Raw genomic sequence first — 19,642 nt, 5'->3', positions numbered from 1 at the left:
AAAGTCGAAAAAGCTAGCAAGGACGCTGATAAATGAAACTTTTACATACTTCAGACTGGCATCTAGGCAGAACCTTGCATGGCGCCGACTTAACTGCGGCTCAAGAACATTTTTTTGAATTCCTGCTAGCCACCGTCAAAACAGAAAAAATCGACCTAGTTCTGATTTCCGGCGACATTTACGATCGAGCCGTTCCCCCAGTAGAATCTGTCAATCTGCTCGAAAGTATCCTAAGTAAATTGACCCAACTATGCTACGTGGTAATAACAGCAGGAAATCACGATTCTTTAACCCGCCTCGGCTTTGCTTGGAATCAGTTTGGACCTCGCCTACAAATCATCGCGAGAGACGAACAAATTGGACGCCCGATAATTGTCAAGGATCGAAGCTGCAAGCAACCCCTTTGGCTCTTTGGGCTTCCGTATTTAGATCCCGATACTTGGCGCTACCGTCTAGCTGCTCCATGGGATGCAAGCTCTCAAGCACCCTTAGTAACCATTGACTTGGCATCACCGGATCTTACTACGTCAACAGTCAACTCAAGTAGGTTGAGTTCTAAAGTCGAAGACCAAGTCTCAATACTCCCAAGTAGCCAGACAGAAGAGCCACATGAACTAGACACAACAGCAGATGACTTGCTCCCCAGCCTTCCTAGAAATCCACAGGGGGTAATGAGTGGCGCCCTAAAGAGGATCCGGAACTGGATTCAAGCAAACTATCAAACCGCTGCCAAACCTACTGTGATCGTCATGGCTCACGCTTTTGTCACCGGTGGCGAAGTTAGCGACTCGGAACGAGACATTACCGTTGGCGGCGTCGCCACCATCCCCAGCCAACTATTCCTAGACTACGGGTTTACCCCCGAAGCGGCGGCAGACTTCCATCGACAATGCGATCATGAAGCATATTTCGCCCTCGGCCACTTACATCGCCCTCAAACCGTGGCAGGAAAAGACAATCTCAAGTACTCCGGCTCTCCCCTTCCGTTCTCCTTCTCTGAAGCCGGTTACGAAAAAACTATTACGGTGGTAGAACTTGATGCCGGACAGATAAAAACTAAGGACTTGGTAGTTCCGCCTTGGCGCCGTCTTGTCCGGCTTAAAGGTTCGATTGATGAAGTCATAGCACAGGCTCAGGATCCACAAATCGCACAGTCCTTTGCCGAAATTACGATTACAGACAATGCCCGTCCGGAAGCACTCTATGCAAGATTAAGAGCTGCTTTCCCTTACTTACTTGTCTATGTGCACCAACCGACCAACCCAGTCTCGCTGCCAGGACCAGAAAAAATTAGCTTAAAAGAAGCTGATATCGCCCAAGTAATCGCAGATTTTCTAGAGCAAGTGGGCGGAGATAAACCCAGCGAACAAGAACTTCAAGTAGTTAATGAAATTGTCGAAGAAGTTAGATTGAATCGAGAAAGCGCATGAAACTACTGCGACTAAAATTTGCTGGCATTGGACCATTCCGGAAAGAATTCGAAGTTAATTTTGAAAATTTCGGAGACAGCGGCATCTTCCTACTAGAAGGTCCGACTGGTAGCGGTAAATCAACCATCATCGATGCCATTTCCTTCGCCCTATTTGGAGTAGTTGCTGGACTAGAGGACTCTTCCAAAGACCGACTACGGTCCGATCACTGCGACGACCACGAGCCTTCCTATGTAGAACTTGATTTTCAAGTCGATGCAGGTACCTTCCGGATTCACCGGAGTCCACAATACGAACGTTCCGATCGTAAAACCCCAGTTTCCGCTAAAGTCTCCCTAAGCAGGCTCTCAACCGAGGGCGGAGCAGAAAGCGTCATCTCAAACAGAGTCAAAGAAGTGGCTTTAGAACTGTCAAATCTAGTCGGATTAACTAAAGAGCAGTTTCTCCAAACCGTGGTTCTGCCCCAAGGAAAGTTCCAAACGTTCTTACGCGCTGAGCCTAAGGAACGCCAAGGGGTCCTGGAATCAATCTTCTCAACCCAAATCTACAGCGAAATTACCAAACTTCTAGCCGAAAAAGCTAAAACAGTGCGTGCCGCTTCTGAACAGCAAAGACGCGTCTTAGAAAGCAATGCGCAAACAGTCTGGAAAGTATCTCAACAAATTGATGACCAGATTAGTGAAATCTCTGAACTATCGCTTGAAAAAAAGTTCTTGCATGGCCAGTGGACTAAAGAAAGCTTTCTAAATTTAGCTCAGCCTCTGGTTCACACTGCAGCAGTTAGTGCTGGACTAGAGCAAGCGTCCTCGGTAAGCAAAGACTGGAAGAGCAAACTGGAAGAGATTACCGAAGTCATTCAACACTTTCAAGAGCGCCGACAGCTGATTGCCACGAAAGCCGATAAAACCTATAACGATGCGAAAATACTTCACAAAAACTTTGAACGGGGAGCAAAAGCACAGACTTTACTCACCGAGCTTTCAGCACAAAAAGCTGAAATCGATTCACAGAAAAAAGCCTTAGAATCGCACCAAGCAAGTCAGGCCGTCCTCGTGGCGATAAAAAATCAAAAACAGTTAAGTCAAAAAATCCAAAATTTGACCGCAGAATTGGAAACAATCCATGAGCTTTGGCAAGCAAAGTGGGCCGATAGCACCGGCGAAAAACTTAGAGCACTCCCCTTTGCCGACTTAGCTATGAGTCCAGATACCATCTACCAGGAGTTGGAAAATAAGATCCTCGGATCCGCTCAGCAGATTCCAACTACCATCGAAGAATACCAACCAGCCAATTGGGATATCACGCAAGTAACTAAACAGCTTTGCCACAAACTCTCCGAGGATAGCTTTACAGACTTTTCAAAACTCGAAGAACTCGAAACTAACACTGCTTTCAAACAATTTGAAGCTCAACTAAGCGCAGCAAAACAAACCAATAAAGCCATTATCAATTGGCAAAATGAAAGCTCTAAAGCCAGTGAAAAACAGGCAGTTCTCTTACCCATGATTTCTGACCTAGAAACCAAACTAGCTAAGTTCCCAGAACTACAAGCGAAATTAAAGTCCGAACTATTAGAAACAAAGAAGCAAGCTGACGAATTCCCTGAACTCAAAGTCTCATTGAAAACGGCCAAGCAACAAGCAGATCTCTATGCCGAATATGCCTCTGAGTTAGGGAAAGAAAAGCGACTCCAAACGAAACACCAGAATCTAGAGAAAAAACGCGATGAGCAACAGCAAAACTTGAATAATACTGTTTCCGCATGGCAAGCCTCAGCAGCTATCCGCATGGCTGCGACTTTGGCTCCAAACGATCCTTGTCCCGTCTGTTTCGCTCCATACGACCCAAAGCGAGCCCAGCACGATTCCACTGAATTCGTGCCAGATAGCGCCATAGAAACTGCAAACATGGCTTTTAAAGCGGCACAGGATAAACTACAGGAAAGCAGTCAAGCACTTGAAATGGTAAAAGCTAAACTAGCTTCACTTGCCTCACAGTTAGTTAGTACCGATAAGTCGGTAATTGCTAAACAACTCGAAGACACAACTGCCAAATGGCAAGCTGCAAAGACCGCCAGCGCAAAACTAACTCGCCTAGAAAAATCACAGGCCGATCTGCAAAAAGAACAAGAAGAACTAAATGCTAAACTTCCAGCGTTAAAAGCAGAGTCAAACCAGCTCACTAGACGCTGGGAAGAAGCTTGGTTGCACCTTCGTCTAAATCAGAAATATTTGGATTTCTTATTAGGAGACTTCACTACGGTTGAATCACTTGAGCAAGCCGGCTCCGAGTTCAAACAACTAGCGCAAAAAAGACAGAAAGCGATAGAGAAGCTCGAGGAAAATCGCGAAACTCTCAAAATCGCAGAGGAGAATCTTCAGCAAACTCTGACAGACTCGCCTTTCGAAAAAGTCGAAGAAGCTCTAGCCTCCAAGCTCTCATCCCAACAAGTTGCTGACTACACGGACAGCACCACTCGGTGGCAAAAACAATTGACACTAGCCGAAGGTACTTTAGCTGAACCGGAGGTCAAAACCGCCCTAACCACAGAAGTACTTCCAGATCTTCAAGTCCTAGCAGACCAATCCAGCACTGAAAAGCACAATTTACAAGTGACTAATGGGCTTGTCGGTCAGTTTAGTATTCTTAGCGAGCAGTTATCACAAGCATTAACCTCCTTTGTACAGAGCTACCAACAACTAGAAAAGCTTGAATTACAAAACGCTGCCTTGCTTAGAGTCGGTGTGCTGGTGGCCGGTACTACCAAAGATAATCTGGTTGGCACCCCGCTATCTCATTATGTGCTCCGGCAAAAACTTGAAGATGTCTTAGCTGCGACTAATCCCCTACTGCGGTTGATGTCTGACGGGCGATTCTACCTAGAACGCACAGACTTGCAGCCCGGCCAAACTACCAGAACTGGCGGCTTAGGCCTCGTGATACACGACGTTCATGCAGACAAAATCCGCGCTACCAAAACTCTCTCAGGAGGAGAGAGCTTCATGGCCGCACTTGCTTTAGCTCTTGGACTTTGCCAAGTAGTTTCAGCTCAAAACGGTGGAATCACGATCGAGTCGATGTTCATCGACGAAGGCTTTGGGACACTTTCTCCCAACTATTTAGACACAGTAATTGCCCAATTGACTAAACTGAGTGCTCAAGGAATTAGCGTTGGCCTGATTTCACATGTGCCAGCTCTAAAGGAACAAATCAGCGATCGAATCACCATTTCCCCTAAACCTGATGGCACCTCGACTTTAAGAGTGACTAGTTAAGCCCGAGTTCGGTTTGTAAGGCAGTTCTTTCACTAGGATCAAACCAAGCAAGAGAAAGCTCGGCTAACTCATCCCAAGCGTCTTCGTCTGCTTCGTGAAGCCTTTTAACTAGAGTCTCTACTCCAGGAAGGTCCATTAATATCGCATCAATTTTCTTCCAAGGAAGTGATAGATCGGTTTCCGCTGAAGCATAACCTTCTTTGTCTAAATTGCGTAATTTGGCTTCCTCGGTTGATGCTGCAAGCACGATTCGACGTCCAATAGCAGCATTTTCATCGAATTCTGCTGACGCTTGTGCCGCATATGTGGCAGCGAGTTCTTCAGCTTCTGATTCGTTATACCCAATCTCATCTGCCAGCTCAAGCAACTTTGGGGTCAAAGCAAACACTAGTTTTGCATTAACCGCATCAGCGGCAAGATCTTGTGGAGCAACCGGAATATAAATACGCACCTATCTATCTTGACACTGATTAATAAAAAATGCTCATTTTCTGAACCATTTTCGTGCTTTCTTTTGTCGCTGGTTCTCTTTTTCGGTCAATAAGGCTAGTATCGCGATGATTCCCCCAAGGCAGAAGGCTTTGGGAGTTAATGTATAAATCGGACGAGCTGCAAGTAAAGCTGAGGGTACTTCTTTACTTTCAGGAATGATCAAATATTTTTGTGAAGCTAATTCATTGCCTAGCAGTTGCAAAATACTATCTTGGAAAGCTTTCCCACTTCGTTCCCTAGAAACTTGATTGAATACCAATAATTCTTCTGAAAATTTGCTACCTCGCCAAAGGCTTACTCCCCTGCTAATTCCGATTGGATCGGCGCTAATTACAGTAATAACCAAGTCGGCCGCCTGCATTATGAATGAAGAAATCTCATCCCTTGGATCAGTCTCGATCATCATCTGTTGATTCTCTGAATAAACTAGTTGTGAATGAGTATCGATTACTACATAATCAAACATCTGTTTAGCAGTTTTTAATACTGCTTCAAGATCGCTTACAGTTATTTCAGGCCAACGTTCAGCAGAATTGATGCCACTTAAAAATTGAGCATTATCGCCCATAGGATGTAGTAATTCTTGAAAATTTTTCTCTGTTAAACGCCCTCTACTTGCCAACCGGCAGGCAAGAGCTAAACCTGCCCAACTCGGACTGGCACCCAAAAATAGGTTTCCACATGGCGATAATAAATCGGCATCTATATACAGTACAGAGTAATCTAATTTTCCAAGTAAATATGCTAGGTTTACAGCTAATGTGGTCTTACCTGGCGCACCCATCGCACTACGCATGGCAATTACTTGAGGAAGTTGTTTAAGCTGACCAACCTTCTGCATTTGCCTATTAAACTCATGTTTTTGTGCTTTAGTTGCCAGTAATACTTGGGCATTTTTGGTTGAATTTTTCTGCTTTGCCTTTTCTGTGTGAAAAAATTCAGGTGATACCAAAGTCGTATCAGTAATCACCGATTTATCCGCTTTGCTGTCCTTAGCATTATCTGCAATGTGGTTCCCCATTAGCCTCGGTAATTCTTTGATCTCAGCCGAGGAGTAAGCGCTGCCTTGGGAAAGCGAACTTTCAGGAGAGGATTCGAGTTTAGTAACATTTGCTTCCTCTTGATTTGGTTTATTTCGTAGGTTCCTCCGACTTGGTATTTTTCTTGAGTTAGTCCTAGGCTGCTCTTGTTCTCGCAATTTAGAGCTATCTGAATCAAAAATCTGCTTCTCTTTTTTGTGTTCTTCGGATTGGATAGAGTTTGAGAACGAGTTAGTCAGATCTACTAATTCTTCGTCATCATCACGAACCTGGTTGTTAGCAGTTCTTTCATAATGGTAATCGGACTTATATTCTGGTTCGATTTTTTCATTTTCGATCAACGGGAGCGATAAGATGGCGTCAAGAACGTTTTCTTCCGAGGCCGCGTTTAAAACTGAATCCACCCCGATTTCAATGAGCTCGTCTGGCTCTTCGTTCTTCGATAAGACAATAACTGCGATTTCTAGACCATGAAGCTCATAAACATCCTGTCTGGTAATTTCAACGCCATCTGACACTAACAAAATATTTCCTAAGCCACTCCGAGCAGCGGCAAGAGCATCGATGAAATCTGCGCATCTGAGTGCGACTTCGGTCTCCGGATGAGTATTCAAGGCCTTAACCATTTCTACTTCAAAGGCCCCTGAAAGAAGTAGCAAAACTGAACGTTTAACCATAGTGTGTTTCTCTTTTTACTTCTTTTCAACCGTAGGAATAACCATTAGAGCACGTTTACTACCCATTGCATCTAGCACTTGATTAAGTGATGCTTTTGCGACTTTTACTTCAAGGGTAGTCACTTGGCCCATTCCAAGGCTTTGCGATGCTTGCGGTGCAGACGCCATAACTAATCCAGTCGCAATCTGAGATGCTGGTTCCTGCGACTCATTCTCTCGTCGATTACCGATTGCCCACAGATCTATCAAATCGCCAACTTTTAGCGAATTTGACGGCATCTGTGAAAGGTTTAGTACTAGTTGCACATATCCAACACCACCATTTTGAAAGGCAGATTTTGGTATTAATTCCCCTGCCTGCAAGGAACGTAAAACCACTCCGGACGGCGCTTTACTACCAGAAACATAAACTTTCGGATGACTTGGAGTTGCATATACCTTGGTCACATCTGCTTCAGTAATGACGCTACCTTGCGGCATGTCTTTATTCACCTCCCAAAGAGCATATCCCCGATAGTTAGCGTTAAATAGCCACCCGCCAAGCAAAGCTGAAGTAATCACAAGCAAAACCCCTAATAGAAATCTTGGATCTCTTCTCAATGCAGGTTTCTTTTGGGCAAACTGAGTAATCAAAGATTTTTTATTCACATGCATATTATGTAGTATTTTTCTTACTTTTTATTCATTTTGGCAAGTTTTCCACAGCTTTAGCTATTTTTTATTCTAAAAGTTTACGTTTGAATGCGATGGTGACATGATAGATGCATGCCCAGATTTTTGACTCTTGCAGACGTTTCCGAGCAACTCAACTTAACGCCAGCAGCTACCCGCAACTTAGTCTTAAGTGGGGAACTTCCCGCTATTCAAATCGGCGCTCGTAAGCTCTGGCGAGTTGAAGAGTGTGCCCTAGAGGAATACATTCAAAAACAATACGCTCTCACCAAAGAGCGTATTTTGGCTGGACAAGCAGAAAACTGACTATCATCTACTCTTCTAATATCACTGGCGTCGAAATCGAGACTATTGCGGTAAGCGGCACAATCAGCTCTTTACGTGTCTCATAAACACGAAATCCGATCCAATCACTTCCACAAGAAACAACGTGCCCTAACCAATTTCCCGAGAGTAAAAACAGTCGCACCAGACTTTTCTTATCTGCTAAATCGCGCAAGATCGTTCCCATTGACAAGTTATCGAGCCTATGAGAACCCATTAAAGCCTTTCCTAAGGGGCCAAAAACGTTCACTTGGCTTAACGGTATCAAAACAGACTCATAGGCAGTTCTAAGCAAAACCCAGTCCTTGGTCGCCCGAAGCAAACAGCCATCAATAACCCGACCATCGGTTAGAGTTAGTTCAATTTCTTGACCCAAGCTCCCTTTTAGACGTCCCAAAAGAGTAATACCAGACTGATAAGCCGGCACCATTTCGGCAACCATCGATTCCGCCTCAGCACGTAATGAGGCTGAGAACTTCGACTCTAGATCGGCAATAACAAGCTCAATACTCACAAATAAATCGTGCCACCTACAGTCATTATCCACAAGTCGCAAATAAAAATTGACAAGAACTTAAGGCCGTAGAATGATTTCTAACATAACCAAACAACACCTAACGACATCTAAGGGGTGGAAAAGTTGCGAAATCTGAATCCTTCAAAATCCACAAAGTTATCGGGAAAAGCAATAGAAGGCTCACAATCTAGCCTTCTTATCTGGAGGTTCTACACTTTACTGTTATTAGCTTTAGATACTTTGTTACTGACCACTCTTTACCCCATTGCCGTCCATCAGCTTCAATACAGTTATTACTTGAACAATGTCTCAAATTTTGTTTCAAGTACATTATGGTTCGCAATCCTAACAGGCACAGTAATTACTGTTTCTTGGTACGCATTTTGGGCAATCCTACTCCTAGTAAGCTACCGAACCGGCAGCTTGGCTTTATTCGCCTTAATAAAAACTTTTGCCCCGAAAGTGATAAAAGCTGCCTCAAATACAGCACTTTCGTCAGTTCTTGTAGTTAGCCTAAGTACGAATTCCGCCTTGGCCAGCCCGATTACTAGCGATCAAGTCAATACCCCAGCAACACCTACACCAATAGCATCGGCTACCGAGACAATCGAAGATTTCTTACCAGGTGCCTTGCCCCTCGCCACTCAAAACGACCAGCCTGGCTCTCCTGAAGTAAACCAAGTAGAAAATCTAACCGATTTAAAGACGACTAATCAGTTAGATCTACTCCCCGGAAACTCACTATTGAATAAGAACTCAAATACTCCAGAAACGTCAGTGTTTACCGATGAGGTTCCACTTCCACGCCATCATCAGAGGGAAGCAGTTAGCAATCCTAAGAGTGCACTACCTGTTTCTAAGCTGAGTCCTGAGCCCACCAACGAGTTGGTGGATAAACAAATCACCATAGAACAACCGTTACTCGTCTTAGATAAAACAACAGAGAAGAAAGGTCTTAATAGCTATACACCGCTTTCCAAAACTATGAACTCTGGGAATAAAAAGATAGATAACTCCACAAGACCAAAAGAAATCCCAGACTTTCTTCCAGGTTCATCCCACGAAAACACTAATGGTGTAACTGATTCTAATAATGAGAAGCACTTATTATCAAAATCTAGTGAATCGGAAAGAAGGGTGCCAAAAGCTAATCAAAAAGTTAATCCGCCCTTGTCTACAAGTGGCCACGCCTCATCAAACCAAGAATTAGTAGAACATATTTGGCAAGGCGATTTACCTTGGCTGGAAACGAAACTCGGCACGAATCTCCTTCCCAAAGAACCTACCAAACAAAAAGCTAAGAATCCAGGTAAATATTTAACCCATCAAGTAACCAGCGGAGAAAGTCTATGGTTGATCGCTAAGGATTATCTGCCACCCGAGCATTCTCAAAAACAAGATATCGCAAAGTTAGTCAGAAAAATTTATGAATTAAATGAAACAACTATTGGAAATAATCCAGATTTTCTGCCAACCGAAATTACCTTGCGTATCCCCAATATCGAGCACTAGGAGAGTAACATGCCAACCTTAACAATTCGCAAACCCACTGACTTCTCAAATGGCGTCACAAGGCCAACTAAGCCACAGAATAATCAGAGTGCTCAGGTTAAACGAACCTGCAAAGCGCCTAAAGTCAAAGAAATTTGTAGTCTATGGTTTGCCGGTCCCCAATCCGAAGTAAAAGCACCTAACCCCCAGTATCTAGATGCCGAAGGATTACCACTGCCTAACCCAGCTCAGTGGACTCGAACCGCAACGAGGGCCGTCTTTGAAATGCTTATGGGATATCGCATTTTATCCACCCAAAATCGCTGGACCGACCTACAAACTCAAAGAAAGCTAAAAGAACTACAAGCTCAGTGGCAACAAAAACACCCCTCTAAGAAGATTAGTTTGATAAAAGTCGGTGGTTCTCATGCCGCTATGGCAGGACCGTTTTCCGTAGAGTCATCAGCTTGGGTGAAAATCAACGGAACTATTCATACACTTGCGATCAGGCTTGAGGCTAAAAAGGGCCGATGGATCATGACCTCAGTCGATATTCTCAATGTATAAATAGTTAGCGGCGACCAGGCTAATCCTGATCACCGCTAACGAAAGAAAACTACAGAGCTTATTTCTGCTTATTCTGCTTTCGGCGCTCTGCTCGATTCATGGGGACACCCTCGGTTTGTGTTGGACCAACTTCAGAACCGTCAATGATTCCCTCAGCTCGAGCAGCTTCCATAATCCCGTCCATATTCTCAGCAGGGCCACTCATCTGAAGCTCTTGCGCTTGCTGAGGTGCTTTACGCAAAGTTGATGGGTTAGAAAAACGGTTCTTGGAGGGAGCATTGAGAGACGCATTCATCATAGGACGACGACGGTTAGTCATTGGACGATTAGCCCGAGCAGTCGCCGCAGCCATCTCCTCTGCACTAACTGCTGCAGCGCGAGCCTGAGCTTCTTCCATCTCAGCCTTAATGCGTTCTTCCGCAGCGGTGAGTTCTTTACTCGAGTTAAATAGGCTTTGGACCGTCAATTCACGAATCGATTTCATCATTGAATTGAACATGCGGCCTCCCTCGTCTGAATATTCGACCAAGGGGTCTCGCTGGGCCATAGCTCGAAGGCCAATGCCTTCCTTCAAATAGTCCATTTCGTAAAGGTGTGCTCGCCACTGCTCATCTACGTTTCGTAGCAATACGTCGCGCTCAAGTGCAGTCATCGGTTCTGGACCATACGCCTGCGCGGCAAGTTCGGATTCGTTGAAGTGATCTTCAATCTTCATATATTCTTCACGAAGATCCTCAGTAATAGCCTCAACCAAATCAGCCTTAGGAACATTATGCTCCTGATCAGCAGCGGTTAGAAGCTCCTTCAAATCTTCACTCAATGGATACATCTGCTGCAAATCATTCGTTAGAGCATGAATATTCCAATCGCGGCCATCCACCGAAGTAGTGTATTGATTGACAATGCCCTTTGCGAAATCTTCAATAAAGTAATCGATCTGATCCGACAGATCTTCGCCCTTAAGTACACGCAAACGCTGTTCGTAAACAAGCTCACGCTGTTCAGTCATTACGTCATCATACTTCAGAACGTTCTTGCGAATTTCACGGTTTCGTCCTTCTACCTGTGCTTGAGCAGATGCGATAGAACGCGACACCATCGACATTTCAAGTGGCTGATCTTCTGGGTAGCTAGCAGACTGCATCAGCGTTTTCGCAAGTCCGGAAGCAAATAGGTTCATTAGTTCGTCTTCCATCGACAAATAGAAGCGAGATTCCCCTGGATCACCTTGACGACCAGAACGACCACGAAGCTGATTATCGATACGACGCGACTCGTGGCGTTCAGTGCCTAGAACGTAAAGACCGCCGAGTTCCTTTACCTCATCATGCTCTGCTTTCACAGCGGCCTCGGCAGCAGCAAGTGCCTCAGGCCATGCAGCCTCATACTCTTCTGGATTATCGTTGGCTGTTAAACCCTGAGCACGCAAATTCGCAATAGCAATATGCTCTGCGTTACCGCCAAGCATAATGTCAGTACCACGACCAGCCATGTTGGTAGCAACCGTAACAGCTCCCTTACGACCTGCTTGAGCAACTACCGCAGCCTCAGACTCATGCTGCTTTGCATTTAGCACAGTGTGCGGAATATTAGCTTTCTTCAATAAAGCCGAAAGATGCTCTGAGTTCTCAACGGAAGTGGTACCTACAAGAATCGGCTGGCCTTTAGCATGACGTTCAACGATATCCTTTACCACTGCTCGATACTTACCAGCTGCAGTTGGATAAACTAAATCGTCACGATCCTTACGAATCATAGGCTTATTTGTAGGAATCGGGACTACACCGATCTTATAAGTTTCAGCGAATTCTGCTGCTTCCGTTTCAGCTGTACCAGTCATACCTGAACGGGATCCTTCTGGGTACAAACGGAAGTAGTTCTGGAGAGTAATTGTTGCCAAGGTTTGATTCTCAGCTTTAATCTCTACGCCTTCTTTAGCTTCAATAGCCTGATGCATGCCTTCGTTGTAACGACGACCTGGCAAAACACGGCCAGTGTGCTCATCAACGATCAGAACCTCACCATCATGGATGATGTAATCCTTATCAATCTTGAACAGTTCCTTCGCTTTAATCGCATTATTAAGGAAACCGATGAGTTTCGTAGAATCAGCATCGTACAAGTTATCAAAGCCTAGCTGCTTCTCAACTTCGTCGATCCCAGCCTCAAGAATACCCACAGTACGTTTCTTATGGTCTACTTCGTAATGAACATCGGGTTCGAGACCATCAACCAGCTGCGCGAAGGTAATATACCAATCATCGTTACCGCCATCCGCAGGTCCCGAAATGATAAGCGGAGTACGAGCTTCATCGATCAAAATAGAGTCAACTTCGTCCACGATCACGAAGTTGTGTCCCCGCTGAACCAAATCTTCAACTCGCGTTGCCATATTGTCACGCAAGAAGTCGAAGCCCATTTCGTTGTTGGTACCGTAGGTAATGTCCGCATTGTATTGTTCGCGGCGTTCTGCTGGAGTTTGACCGGCCATGATGCAACCAGTAGTTAGACCCAGGAATCGGAAGACACGTCCCATCAACTCTGATTGGTATGACGCCAAGTAATCGTTAACAGTAACAACGTGAACACCCTTACCATCTATTGCCCGAAGATATGCCGGCAAGGTAGCAACTAGCGTTTTACCTTCACCAGTCTTCATTTCGGCAATATTGCCTAGGTGAAGTGCCGCACCACCCATGATCTGGACACGGAAATGTCTCATGCGCAAGGTACGCCAAGCGGCTTCACGAACGGTAGCGAATGCTTCGACCATAATGTCGTCTAGAGTTTCGCCATCTTTCAAACGCTGGCGAAACTCGTCAGTTTTCGCTGCGAGTTCCTCATCTGAAAGCTGCTTAAAGTCATCTTCAAGACTATCGACTTGATCGGCGATCGATTCTAATCGCTTGAGGGTTTTGCCCTCCCCCATGCGCAAAATCTTATTGCCCAGATTCGAGAGCTTAGTTCCTAGACCCAAGGTTGATCTCCTTCAAATACAACAGTCTTCCCACGGCGTGGGTACACAGATTCCTTGGACTATTTTAGTCGTAACTAGCACAAAACTCCCCAGCTTCACTGATAGCAAAGTAATTAGGTAGATTTGGCGTAATAATGGGGCATTCACCACGCTGTGAATGCCCCATTAAATCTTGTGTGTGATCACTCTGCAACAACTGTATTTAGTCGTAGCACACCATATGTCCATCCATGGCGGTGGTAGACCACGCATGGCTGACCAGTATCAGCATCAATAAAGAGGAAGAATGGGTGACCAACCAACTCCATTTGATAGAGCGCCTGATCTACAGTTAAGCGATCTGCCTCGTGTAGCTTCTGACGAACAACTACTGGGCTGTCACCAAGCTGCTCTTCCACGGCTTCGCCGACCTTCAACGTAGCCGGATCTACATGCTCGGTAGCCGTAGTCTCCTGTTCGTCCTCAGGCATCGTAATATCGACTGCACCTAAGTCTTCAGGTTCAACATTACGGTATCGGCGACGGTGATCCTTCATACGGTCACGAGCTCGGCGCAAACGTTCAAATAGTTTTCCTACCGCCAAGTCAACCGCAGCGTATCGATCCACCGAAGCTGCTTCTGCACGAATCACTGGGCCTTTTCCAAATACCGTAATTTCGATTCGCTCCGAATGCTCAGCTTGGCGAGGATTCCGCTCATGAGTTAGCTCCACATTTGCTGACGTGGCACCTTTGTAGAATTGGCTCACCTTCGAGACTTTTTCTTCTACATATTCACGGAAACGGTCGTGGATTTCGGCGTTTCGAGCAGTCAAGTTGATGTCCATTTTTCCCCTCCTTGGGAAGTCATCTTAAGAAATAAAAACACAGCAGTAACGCTGTTTGGAAATAAGTTCATCACCCCTTTCCCGCTTTTATTTTGTGTTAACCATCATACCTATTAAGTAATGGACTTACAACACAAAATGTGGCGTTTCGCTCTAGGCTCAGGTTTGTGAAATACTCATCGGGCTGATCGCGCCGACCAAAATACCGATAACCTTGGCGCCTTTAGTCTCTAACGCCTTTACACAAGCCTTCAAGGTAGCTCCAGTAGCCGTGACATCATCAACCAGAATAATCTGAGTTTCATTTGAGAAAAATGTTCTTGCTTGGATCTGGCTTTCTCTATTGGTTCGTCGTTCGATTCCACTGAGCTCTGCTTGCGTTCCTCCATCGGACACAAAACCAAGCGCCTCTACCACTTGGATAACTAGGTTTCTTCTATAAACCCCAGCGATTTCCATCAGTTCCTTGCCCACTCCAATTGCAATTTGCCCAGCTACATAGCGCCCAGATTCGATCCGTTTCTTTGAAGAAGGTGCTGGCACAATTAAGAGCGATTTCGGAAGATCGATTTCTTCCCAGATTCTTTCCGCCAGGGCTCTAGTCAGGACGCTTAAATAACGATCGCTAGGAAAATCATCGGCATGTTTTGCCGCCACCATAGTCCGTCTAATTACACCTTCGTAGCTCCCAGCATAAATTAAGGGAATGGTGTCAATCGTGCCGGCTAGCCCAGATTGTAAATTAATTCCACCGATTACTTCGCCTAGACATTCTTGGCATAATTTTGTTCCCAGACGACCACAACCAACACATTCTGTAGGCGCCACCAGATCAATAACGCTTTTGCCCGTGAGCCAAAGTTGAAAACTTAAATACTTTAGAATCCCTGCAACCGTCATGCATTTATCATCCGTATCAGAAATCAAAGATACGGAAGCTCTTCAAAATGTTGTGGATAAAGTGCCTAGTACTTAGATTTTAAGTCTTCAACAACTGTCGCTTTATATCGCTCCAGTTTCTTAGAAGAAAGTCGGATCGAGTGCCTTCCTAAATTTGATCGACCATCTTCTACCATCGCGAGAAAACACTTCCGAAGATGGAGTCTGCAAAAGCATCTCCTCAGTACCGAAACCAGCGGCAAAGTCCGTTCCCAAAGGAGCATTCGCGACTTCCGTTGGACGCTCCCCCAATTTCAAGGAGACTAAACGGCTCTGCGCCCGTCCCGGAGAGGTAACTAGCACGACTGCAGAAGTACTAGTTTGCCAAGCTGGAAACGCCAAGCTCCCCGGATCGAGTGCCATTTGCGAAATAAGCTCAAGTGATTTTGGTACCCCTTCTTCGTTTCGCACAATCCTAAGCAGGTCAAGTGAAGGTTTGTCACCAGCCCTCATTGCCCACATACGAGCACCATCACGACTAATAGCGAAACGAGTCAGATTACCCGATGCATAAGTTTTGGTGACTTCATAACGTTCCTGGCCCGTATTGACTACTTTAAGAGAATTAGTCAAGTCTGGGGTTGAATACCAAATCCATCCCCATCGATCAACTACAGGAGGAGCAATATTATTGCTAGCAACTAACTCCTGTAAATTTCCATTTTGCAAATCTATCGACAAGATTCTCCGGTTTGCGTCCAGCACAACCATCGGAGAATTTGGAAGTGGACCACGCGCTGGGTGGCGAAGGTTGATACCTGCAGTTTTATCTGCAGATAAGTAGACTTTTTGACCATCAACTCGCACAACTTGGTTGCCTTTAACCACAACTCCTACTGGAGCGTTATACGTCAGGCCTCTTGGAGGCTGAGCATTGATTGTCTGCTCATTGAGAGTTAGTTCTACCCCCGTCACCGAAGGAACTTGCTGTAGGGTACTTTGAATCTGCCACGAAAGTAGGCTCTGACCACGAGACGAAGTGACCGGATCGGCAGCCTCAAGACGAACCTGCGCTACCCCATTTTCTACTGGGACATTTCGGGATAAAAGTGAAGCGCCCGCTGGGATCGCCGTTGTTACCGCGCCGTCTAGAGTCTTACTCGGTCCTTCCAAGAGATAAGACGTCAGATATGTGACGATTCTGAAACGCGGCACCCACCTTGGGTCAGGCACGAGTTCCTGCTTGTCAGGGCTTAAGAAATACAGATTTCTTAAAACATAGGCATCATGAAAAGCACCCTCGGAAATCGTAATCCCATCTGGCAGTGAAGCGATCCGCCACTCCCCTTCGTTATTTTGAGCAAAAGTAAAAGTGGCCGCTAATTGTAGATTCGGACTACTTTGCAATTCTCCTCGGTCATCAACCGTGCCAGACGAAGAAAGCTCAAGTACCAACTGATTATCGCTACTCGACTTCACTTGTGGAACAACATCATTGGGATAAAGGTGAACGACTTTCTGCGGATTCCATGCCTTCGCAGTTTTTTCTAAAAGATATTGGCCGGCTGCCTCGAAATCATTATTGATGGCACCAGCACGACAGGCAGCTAGAAAACCACTTAAAATTTCATTCTTAGTTGCCGAAGCTAAAGGCTTAGGTGCTTTCTGCGTCGAAAAACCTTCGTTAGGCACAATCACTCTAGAGACTTTAACTTCTCCTTGGTGCGGCAAACTGGCACAGCCGCCGAGTATTGCCACAGCAAAAACTACGAATATGCTCAAAAGTTTGGTCGAAAAATGGTAGCTTGAATATGCGTTAGTCTTCATTTCAACACCCCATTTGTTTTGCTTGCCGAGGGCGGTGAAGGCAATTTAGACGAAGGGTTATCTATGGCCGTGAACTGTTTAGGCAAGGCAGCGGGACGTCCCTTAGAAGATTTCTTCGGCAGAAGATTGCCATCCTCCCATAATTGCAAAGCTGGTTGCTTAAAAGTGCCGCCATGACGACGCGGCAGAGTCATCATGAAGGCAGACCCTTTACCCGGCTCTCCCTTGGCCTCTAATTTACCGTCATGTAGGTTGACATCTTCGGTTGCGATAGCGAGACCCAAACCAGTGCCTCCGGTGGTTCGTGCGCGCGCTGGATCGGCACGATAGAAACGATCAAATACATGGGCACTGACTTCCTCGGTCATCCCAATCCCGTAATCGCGTACTCTAATGGAAATCGCGTCATTATCTTCTGCGATGGTTATTTCAACTGGCTTACTCTCTGCATGCTCAATCGCATTGACCACCATATTTCGAATCACACGTTCGATTCGCTTCTCATCAATTTCAGCACGCACTGGATATTGTGGCGCGTGCAAACGCATAACCACGCCTTGTTTTAACGCCAGTGTCTCGGCATCTGACATCACAGTTTCAGTTAAAGCCGTTAAATCAGTGAATTCAAAGTCGGGGCGTGCCGCTTGGGCATCATAACGACTGATTTCAAGTAGGTCGGCCAACATGGTATCGAATCGTTCGACCTGGTCATGTAATAGCTCGGCGCTGCGTTTAGCAAGCGGATCAAAGTCATCCCTCGCATCATAAATCATTTCGCCGGCCATTTTTATGGTGGTTAGCGGAGTTCTAAGTTCATGTGAGACATCTGAAACGAAACGTTGCTGAAGCTTCGATAGTTCATCATATTCTTGGATAGTAGTTTGGAGTGACTCTGCCATGTTATTAAAAGAACGAGCCAATACCGCAAGCTCATCATGTCCTCTGACATTCACCCGAACGTCGAAGTCACCATTCGATAGTCTTCTCGCCGCCTGTGCAGTGCCTTGGACTGGTCCAAGTACTCGGTATGTTACTAACCAAATCAGCATTCCTAATAGCAGCAATAAGCTGATTGAACCGGCTACCACCGTACGCAACATAGTAGAGACAGTGCGTTCTTCCGCTTCCAAACTATAGACGATGTACATGGCATAGTTATGCGCCACGGGTAGGTTAACTTGTTTCCCGATGGCGAGTGCAGCTACCGGAACATCATCATCATTAACAATCTCTTGCGACTGCCAATACTGATGCTCTTCGCCCCCTTGCGATACAGCTGCTTGTAATTGGGGCGAAATGACAACTTCTTTAGCATTACTAACTAAGGAAATATCATTAATTTCGGGTCCCGCTACTGCCTGTTGATTCCGCAACAGAAATACTGCAACAGCTCGAGCTCCCAAGGCATTTGTGCGAGTTTCACGAACCACGGTATTCGCTAGCTGTTGCGCTTGGTCAATAGTGTTCGCAGCGCCCTCGTTAAATGCCTGCTGAGCGGCGTTAAAACGCACGGTCGCATCAGCTTCAACTTGACTAACACGTTCTGAAAACACATCAGCGCTTAAATGGCTAGAGATAAACCAAAAAAGGATTGTTACCATCACAAAGCCTAATACCGTCAATGAAACTGCAGTGCGTAAGGCTAGGGATGAATTTATTTTTTCGATCGGCCACCAATGAACTATGCGCTCAACTAACTTATTGAGTCGAGGCAAAGTTTTCCGGTGCTTGGCAAGCAGAGTCGTATTACGGTTCTTTTGAGCTTCGTCGCTTCGTTTTAAACTCTTTAAGACTCGAAGCTGCCCAGTTGTTGCGGGAGGTTCGTTTACTGGCAACTATCTGACCTTAGGACTCGACAGGTGCCCCAGAGCGATAGCCGATACCGCGTACAGTCATAATTATTGCGGGATTTTCTGGGTCTAATTCAACTTTTGAACGCAACCGCTGGACGTGAACATTCACCAAACGGGTATCAGCAGCGTGTCGATATCCCCAGACTTTCTCCAACAACTCATTACGAGAAAAAACCTTCCATGGTTCCCGCGCCAAAGTGGAGAGAAGATCAAACTCCAACGGCGTCAAAGAAAGCACTTCATCGCCACGCTTAACCTGATGACCGGCAACGTCAATCACCAAATCACCGATCTTTAGTTTGTCGGTTTGTCCCTCGTCTGTCCGGCGCAACCTCGCTCTTAACCGAGCTACGAGTTCTTTTGCTTTAAAAGGCTTTTGCACATAGTCATCTGCCCCAGCTTCAAGACCAGCGACCACATCAGTAGTATCAGATTTTGCAGTCAGCATGACGATTGGCACGTCAGATTCAGAACGAATTCGACTGCAGATCTGAATGCCATCAAGACCTGGTAACATCACATCCAGCAAAATCAGATCTGGCTTAACCCGATGAAAGGCATCTACAGCTTTAGCTCCATCAGCACAAAAAGCCGCCGCGAATCCTTCCGACTCCAGAATGATGCCGATCATTTCCGCCAAAGCGACATCGTCATCAACCACCAAAACTTTCGCATTCATAGTGTTATATTCGCACAAAACTATAAAGGTGGCAGGAAAAACTCGCCTTATCGGCCTATCTTTAAGAAATCAGCGTAGCTTTTTAGCCAGCCAGCCAAGAAAGAACTAAATTTGG

Annotated in this window: 15 protein-coding genes; 5 read left to right on the top strand and 10 right to left on the bottom strand. The window is 45.6% G+C overall.

All coding sequences use genetic code 11. The annotated features are described in order from the left end of the window. Positions 1 to 32 precede the first annotated feature (32 nt). Together BK816_RS03520 and BK816_RS03515 are read left to right on the top strand one after the other, a co-directional pair. Positions 33 to 1,430, top strand: coding sequence for an exonuclease SbcCD subunit D (locus tag BK816_RS03520; protein ID WP_071163944.1), 1,398 nt, complete (start codon positions 33 to 35; stop codon positions 1,428 to 1,430). Then, entirely contained in the window at positions 1,427 to 4,705 is a 3,279-nt protein-coding gene (locus BK816_RS03515) for an AAA family ATPase (protein ID WP_071163943.1), read from the top strand. Before BK816_RS03520 ends, BK816_RS03515 begins: the two co-directional genes overlap by 4 nt. Here the strand turns inward: BK816_RS03515 and BK816_RS03510 are convergent. Genes BK816_RS03510 through BK816_RS03500 form a run of 3 tightly spaced genes read right to left on the bottom strand, consistent with a single transcriptional unit; the run spans position 4,698 to position 7,562 of the window. Next, complete coding sequence (locus BK816_RS03510; protein WP_071163942.1) at positions 4,698 to 5,156, bottom strand: DUF6912 family protein; 459 nt, start codon at positions 5,154 to 5,156, stop codon at positions 4,698 to 4,700. The two genes, BK816_RS03515 and BK816_RS03510, sit on opposite strands and share 8 nt — an antisense overlap. Positions 5,157 to 5,189: 33 nt before the next feature. Then, the gene (locus BK816_RS03505; protein WP_071163941.1) at positions 5,190 to 6,914 is read right to left on the bottom strand and encodes a CpaE/TadZ family protein; all 1,725 of its coding nucleotides are present in this window, start codon (positions 6,912 to 6,914) and stop codon (positions 5,190 to 5,192) included. Positions 6,915 to 6,929: 15 nt separating this feature from the next. Further along, positions 6,930 to 7,562 (bottom strand): SAF domain-containing protein, encoded by a 633-nt coding sequence (locus tag BK816_RS03500; RefSeq protein ID WP_156981985.1) that lies wholly within the window; start codon positions 7,560 to 7,562, stop codon positions 6,930 to 6,932. 117 nt (positions 7,563 to 7,679) lie between these two features. On the opposite strand from BK816_RS03500, the gene BK816_RS03495 reads away from it, so the two are divergent. Beyond that, entirely contained in the window at positions 7,680 to 7,892 is a 213-nt protein-coding gene (locus tag BK816_RS03495; RefSeq protein ID WP_071163939.1) for a helix-turn-helix domain-containing protein, read from the top strand. 7 nt (positions 7,893 to 7,899) lie between these two features. On the opposite strand, the gene BK816_RS03490 is transcribed toward BK816_RS03495, so the two are convergent. After that, positions 7,900 to 8,424, bottom strand: a complete 525-nt coding sequence (locus tag BK816_RS03490) for a hypothetical protein (protein ID WP_071163938.1) — start codon at positions 8,422 to 8,424, stop codon at positions 7,900 to 7,902. Between the two features lie 126 nt (positions 8,425 to 8,550). On the opposite strand from BK816_RS03490, the gene BK816_RS03485 reads away from it, so the two are divergent. Further along, a complete protein-coding gene (locus BK816_RS03485) occupies positions 8,551 to 9,939 on the top strand; it encodes a LysM peptidoglycan-binding domain-containing protein (protein WP_156981984.1) in 1,389 nt (462 codons plus the stop codon). 9 nt (positions 9,940 to 9,948) lie between these two features. Beyond that, complete coding sequence (locus BK816_RS03480; RefSeq protein WP_071163936.1) at positions 9,949 to 10,485, top strand: Rv3235 family protein; 537 nt, start codon at positions 9,949 to 9,951, stop codon at positions 10,483 to 10,485. A 58-nt stretch (positions 10,486 to 10,543) separates the two neighbouring features. Here BK816_RS03480 and secA read toward each other — a convergent pair whose 3' ends face one another. From secA to mtrA, 6 genes are all read right to left on the bottom strand, one after another. Further along, entirely contained in the window at positions 10,544 to 13,414 is a 2,871-nt protein-coding gene (secA, locus tag BK816_RS03475) for a preprotein translocase subunit SecA (RefSeq protein WP_083379235.1), read from the bottom strand. 230 nt (positions 13,415 to 13,644) lie between these two features. Then, positions 13,645 to 14,289: a ribosome hibernation-promoting factor, HPF/YfiA family gene (hpf, locus tag BK816_RS03470; protein WP_071163935.1), complete on the bottom strand. Its 645-nt coding sequence runs from the start codon at positions 14,287 to 14,289 to the stop codon at positions 13,645 to 13,647. 159 nt (positions 14,290 to 14,448) lie between these two features. Further along, a complete protein-coding gene (locus BK816_RS03465; protein WP_156981983.1) occupies positions 14,449 to 15,189 on the bottom strand; it encodes a ComF family protein in 741 nt (246 codons plus the stop codon). A 120-nt stretch (positions 15,190 to 15,309) separates the two neighbouring features. Beyond that, complete coding sequence (locus BK816_RS03460) at positions 15,310 to 16,995, bottom strand: LpqB family beta-propeller domain-containing protein (protein ID WP_071163933.1); 1,686 nt, start codon at positions 16,993 to 16,995, stop codon at positions 15,310 to 15,312. Further along, positions 16,992 to 18,710, bottom strand: a complete 1,719-nt coding sequence (gene mtrB, locus BK816_RS03455) for an MtrAB system histidine kinase MtrB (RefSeq protein WP_257786292.1) — start codon at positions 18,708 to 18,710, stop codon at positions 16,992 to 16,994. Before mtrB ends, BK816_RS03460 begins: the two co-directional genes overlap by 4 nt. A gap of 130 nt (positions 18,711 to 18,840) precedes the next feature. Then, positions 18,841 to 19,527, bottom strand: a complete 687-nt coding sequence (gene mtrA, locus BK816_RS03450) for an MtrAB system response regulator MtrA (protein ID WP_071163931.1) — start codon at positions 19,525 to 19,527, stop codon at positions 18,841 to 18,843. Positions 19,528 to 19,642: the final 115 nt, after the last annotated feature.

The sequence above is a fragment of the Boudabousia tangfeifanii genome (assembly GCF_001856685.1).
Lineage (GTDB): Bacteria > Actinomycetota > Actinomycetes > Actinomycetales > Actinomycetaceae > Boudabousia > Boudabousia tangfeifanii.
Note: the sequence above shows the minus strand (reverse complement) of the source record. Positions and strands in the feature narration are given on the sequence as shown.

Coding starts and splice junctions, on each gene's coding strand:
- hpf (WP_071163935.1), bottom strand. CDS start 14,289: ATGGACATCAACTTGACTGCTCGAAACGCCGAAATCCACGACCGTTTC.
- BK816_RS03520 (WP_071163944.1), top strand. CDS start 33: ATGAAACTTTTACATACTTCAGACTGGCATCTAGGCAGAACCTTGCAT.
- BK816_RS03495 (WP_071163939.1), top strand. CDS start 7,680: ATGCCCAGATTTTTGACTCTTGCAGACGTTTCCGAGCAACTCAACTTA.
- BK816_RS03515 (WP_071163943.1), top strand. CDS start 1,427: ATGAAACTACTGCGACTAAAATTTGCTGGCATTGGACCATTCCGGAAA.
- BK816_RS03505 (WP_071163941.1), bottom strand. CDS start 6,914: ATGGTTAAACGTTCAGTTTTGCTACTTCTTTCAGGGGCCTTTGAAGTA.
- mtrA (WP_071163931.1), bottom strand. CDS start 19,527: ATGAATGCGAAAGTTTTGGTGGTTGATGACGATGTCGCTTTGGCGGAA.
- secA (WP_083379235.1), bottom strand. CDS start 13,414: ATGGGGGAGGGCAAAACCCTCAAGCGATTAGAATCGATCGCCGATCAA.
- BK816_RS03480 (WP_071163936.1), top strand. CDS start 9,949: ATGCCAACCTTAACAATTCGCAAACCCACTGACTTCTCAAATGGCGTC.
- BK816_RS03460 (WP_071163933.1), bottom strand. CDS start 16,995: ATGAAGACTAACGCATATTCAAGCTACCATTTTTCGACCAAACTTTTG.
- BK816_RS03465 (WP_156981983.1), bottom strand. CDS start 15,189: ATGACGGTTGCAGGGATTCTAAAGTATTTAAGTTTTCAACTTTGGCTC.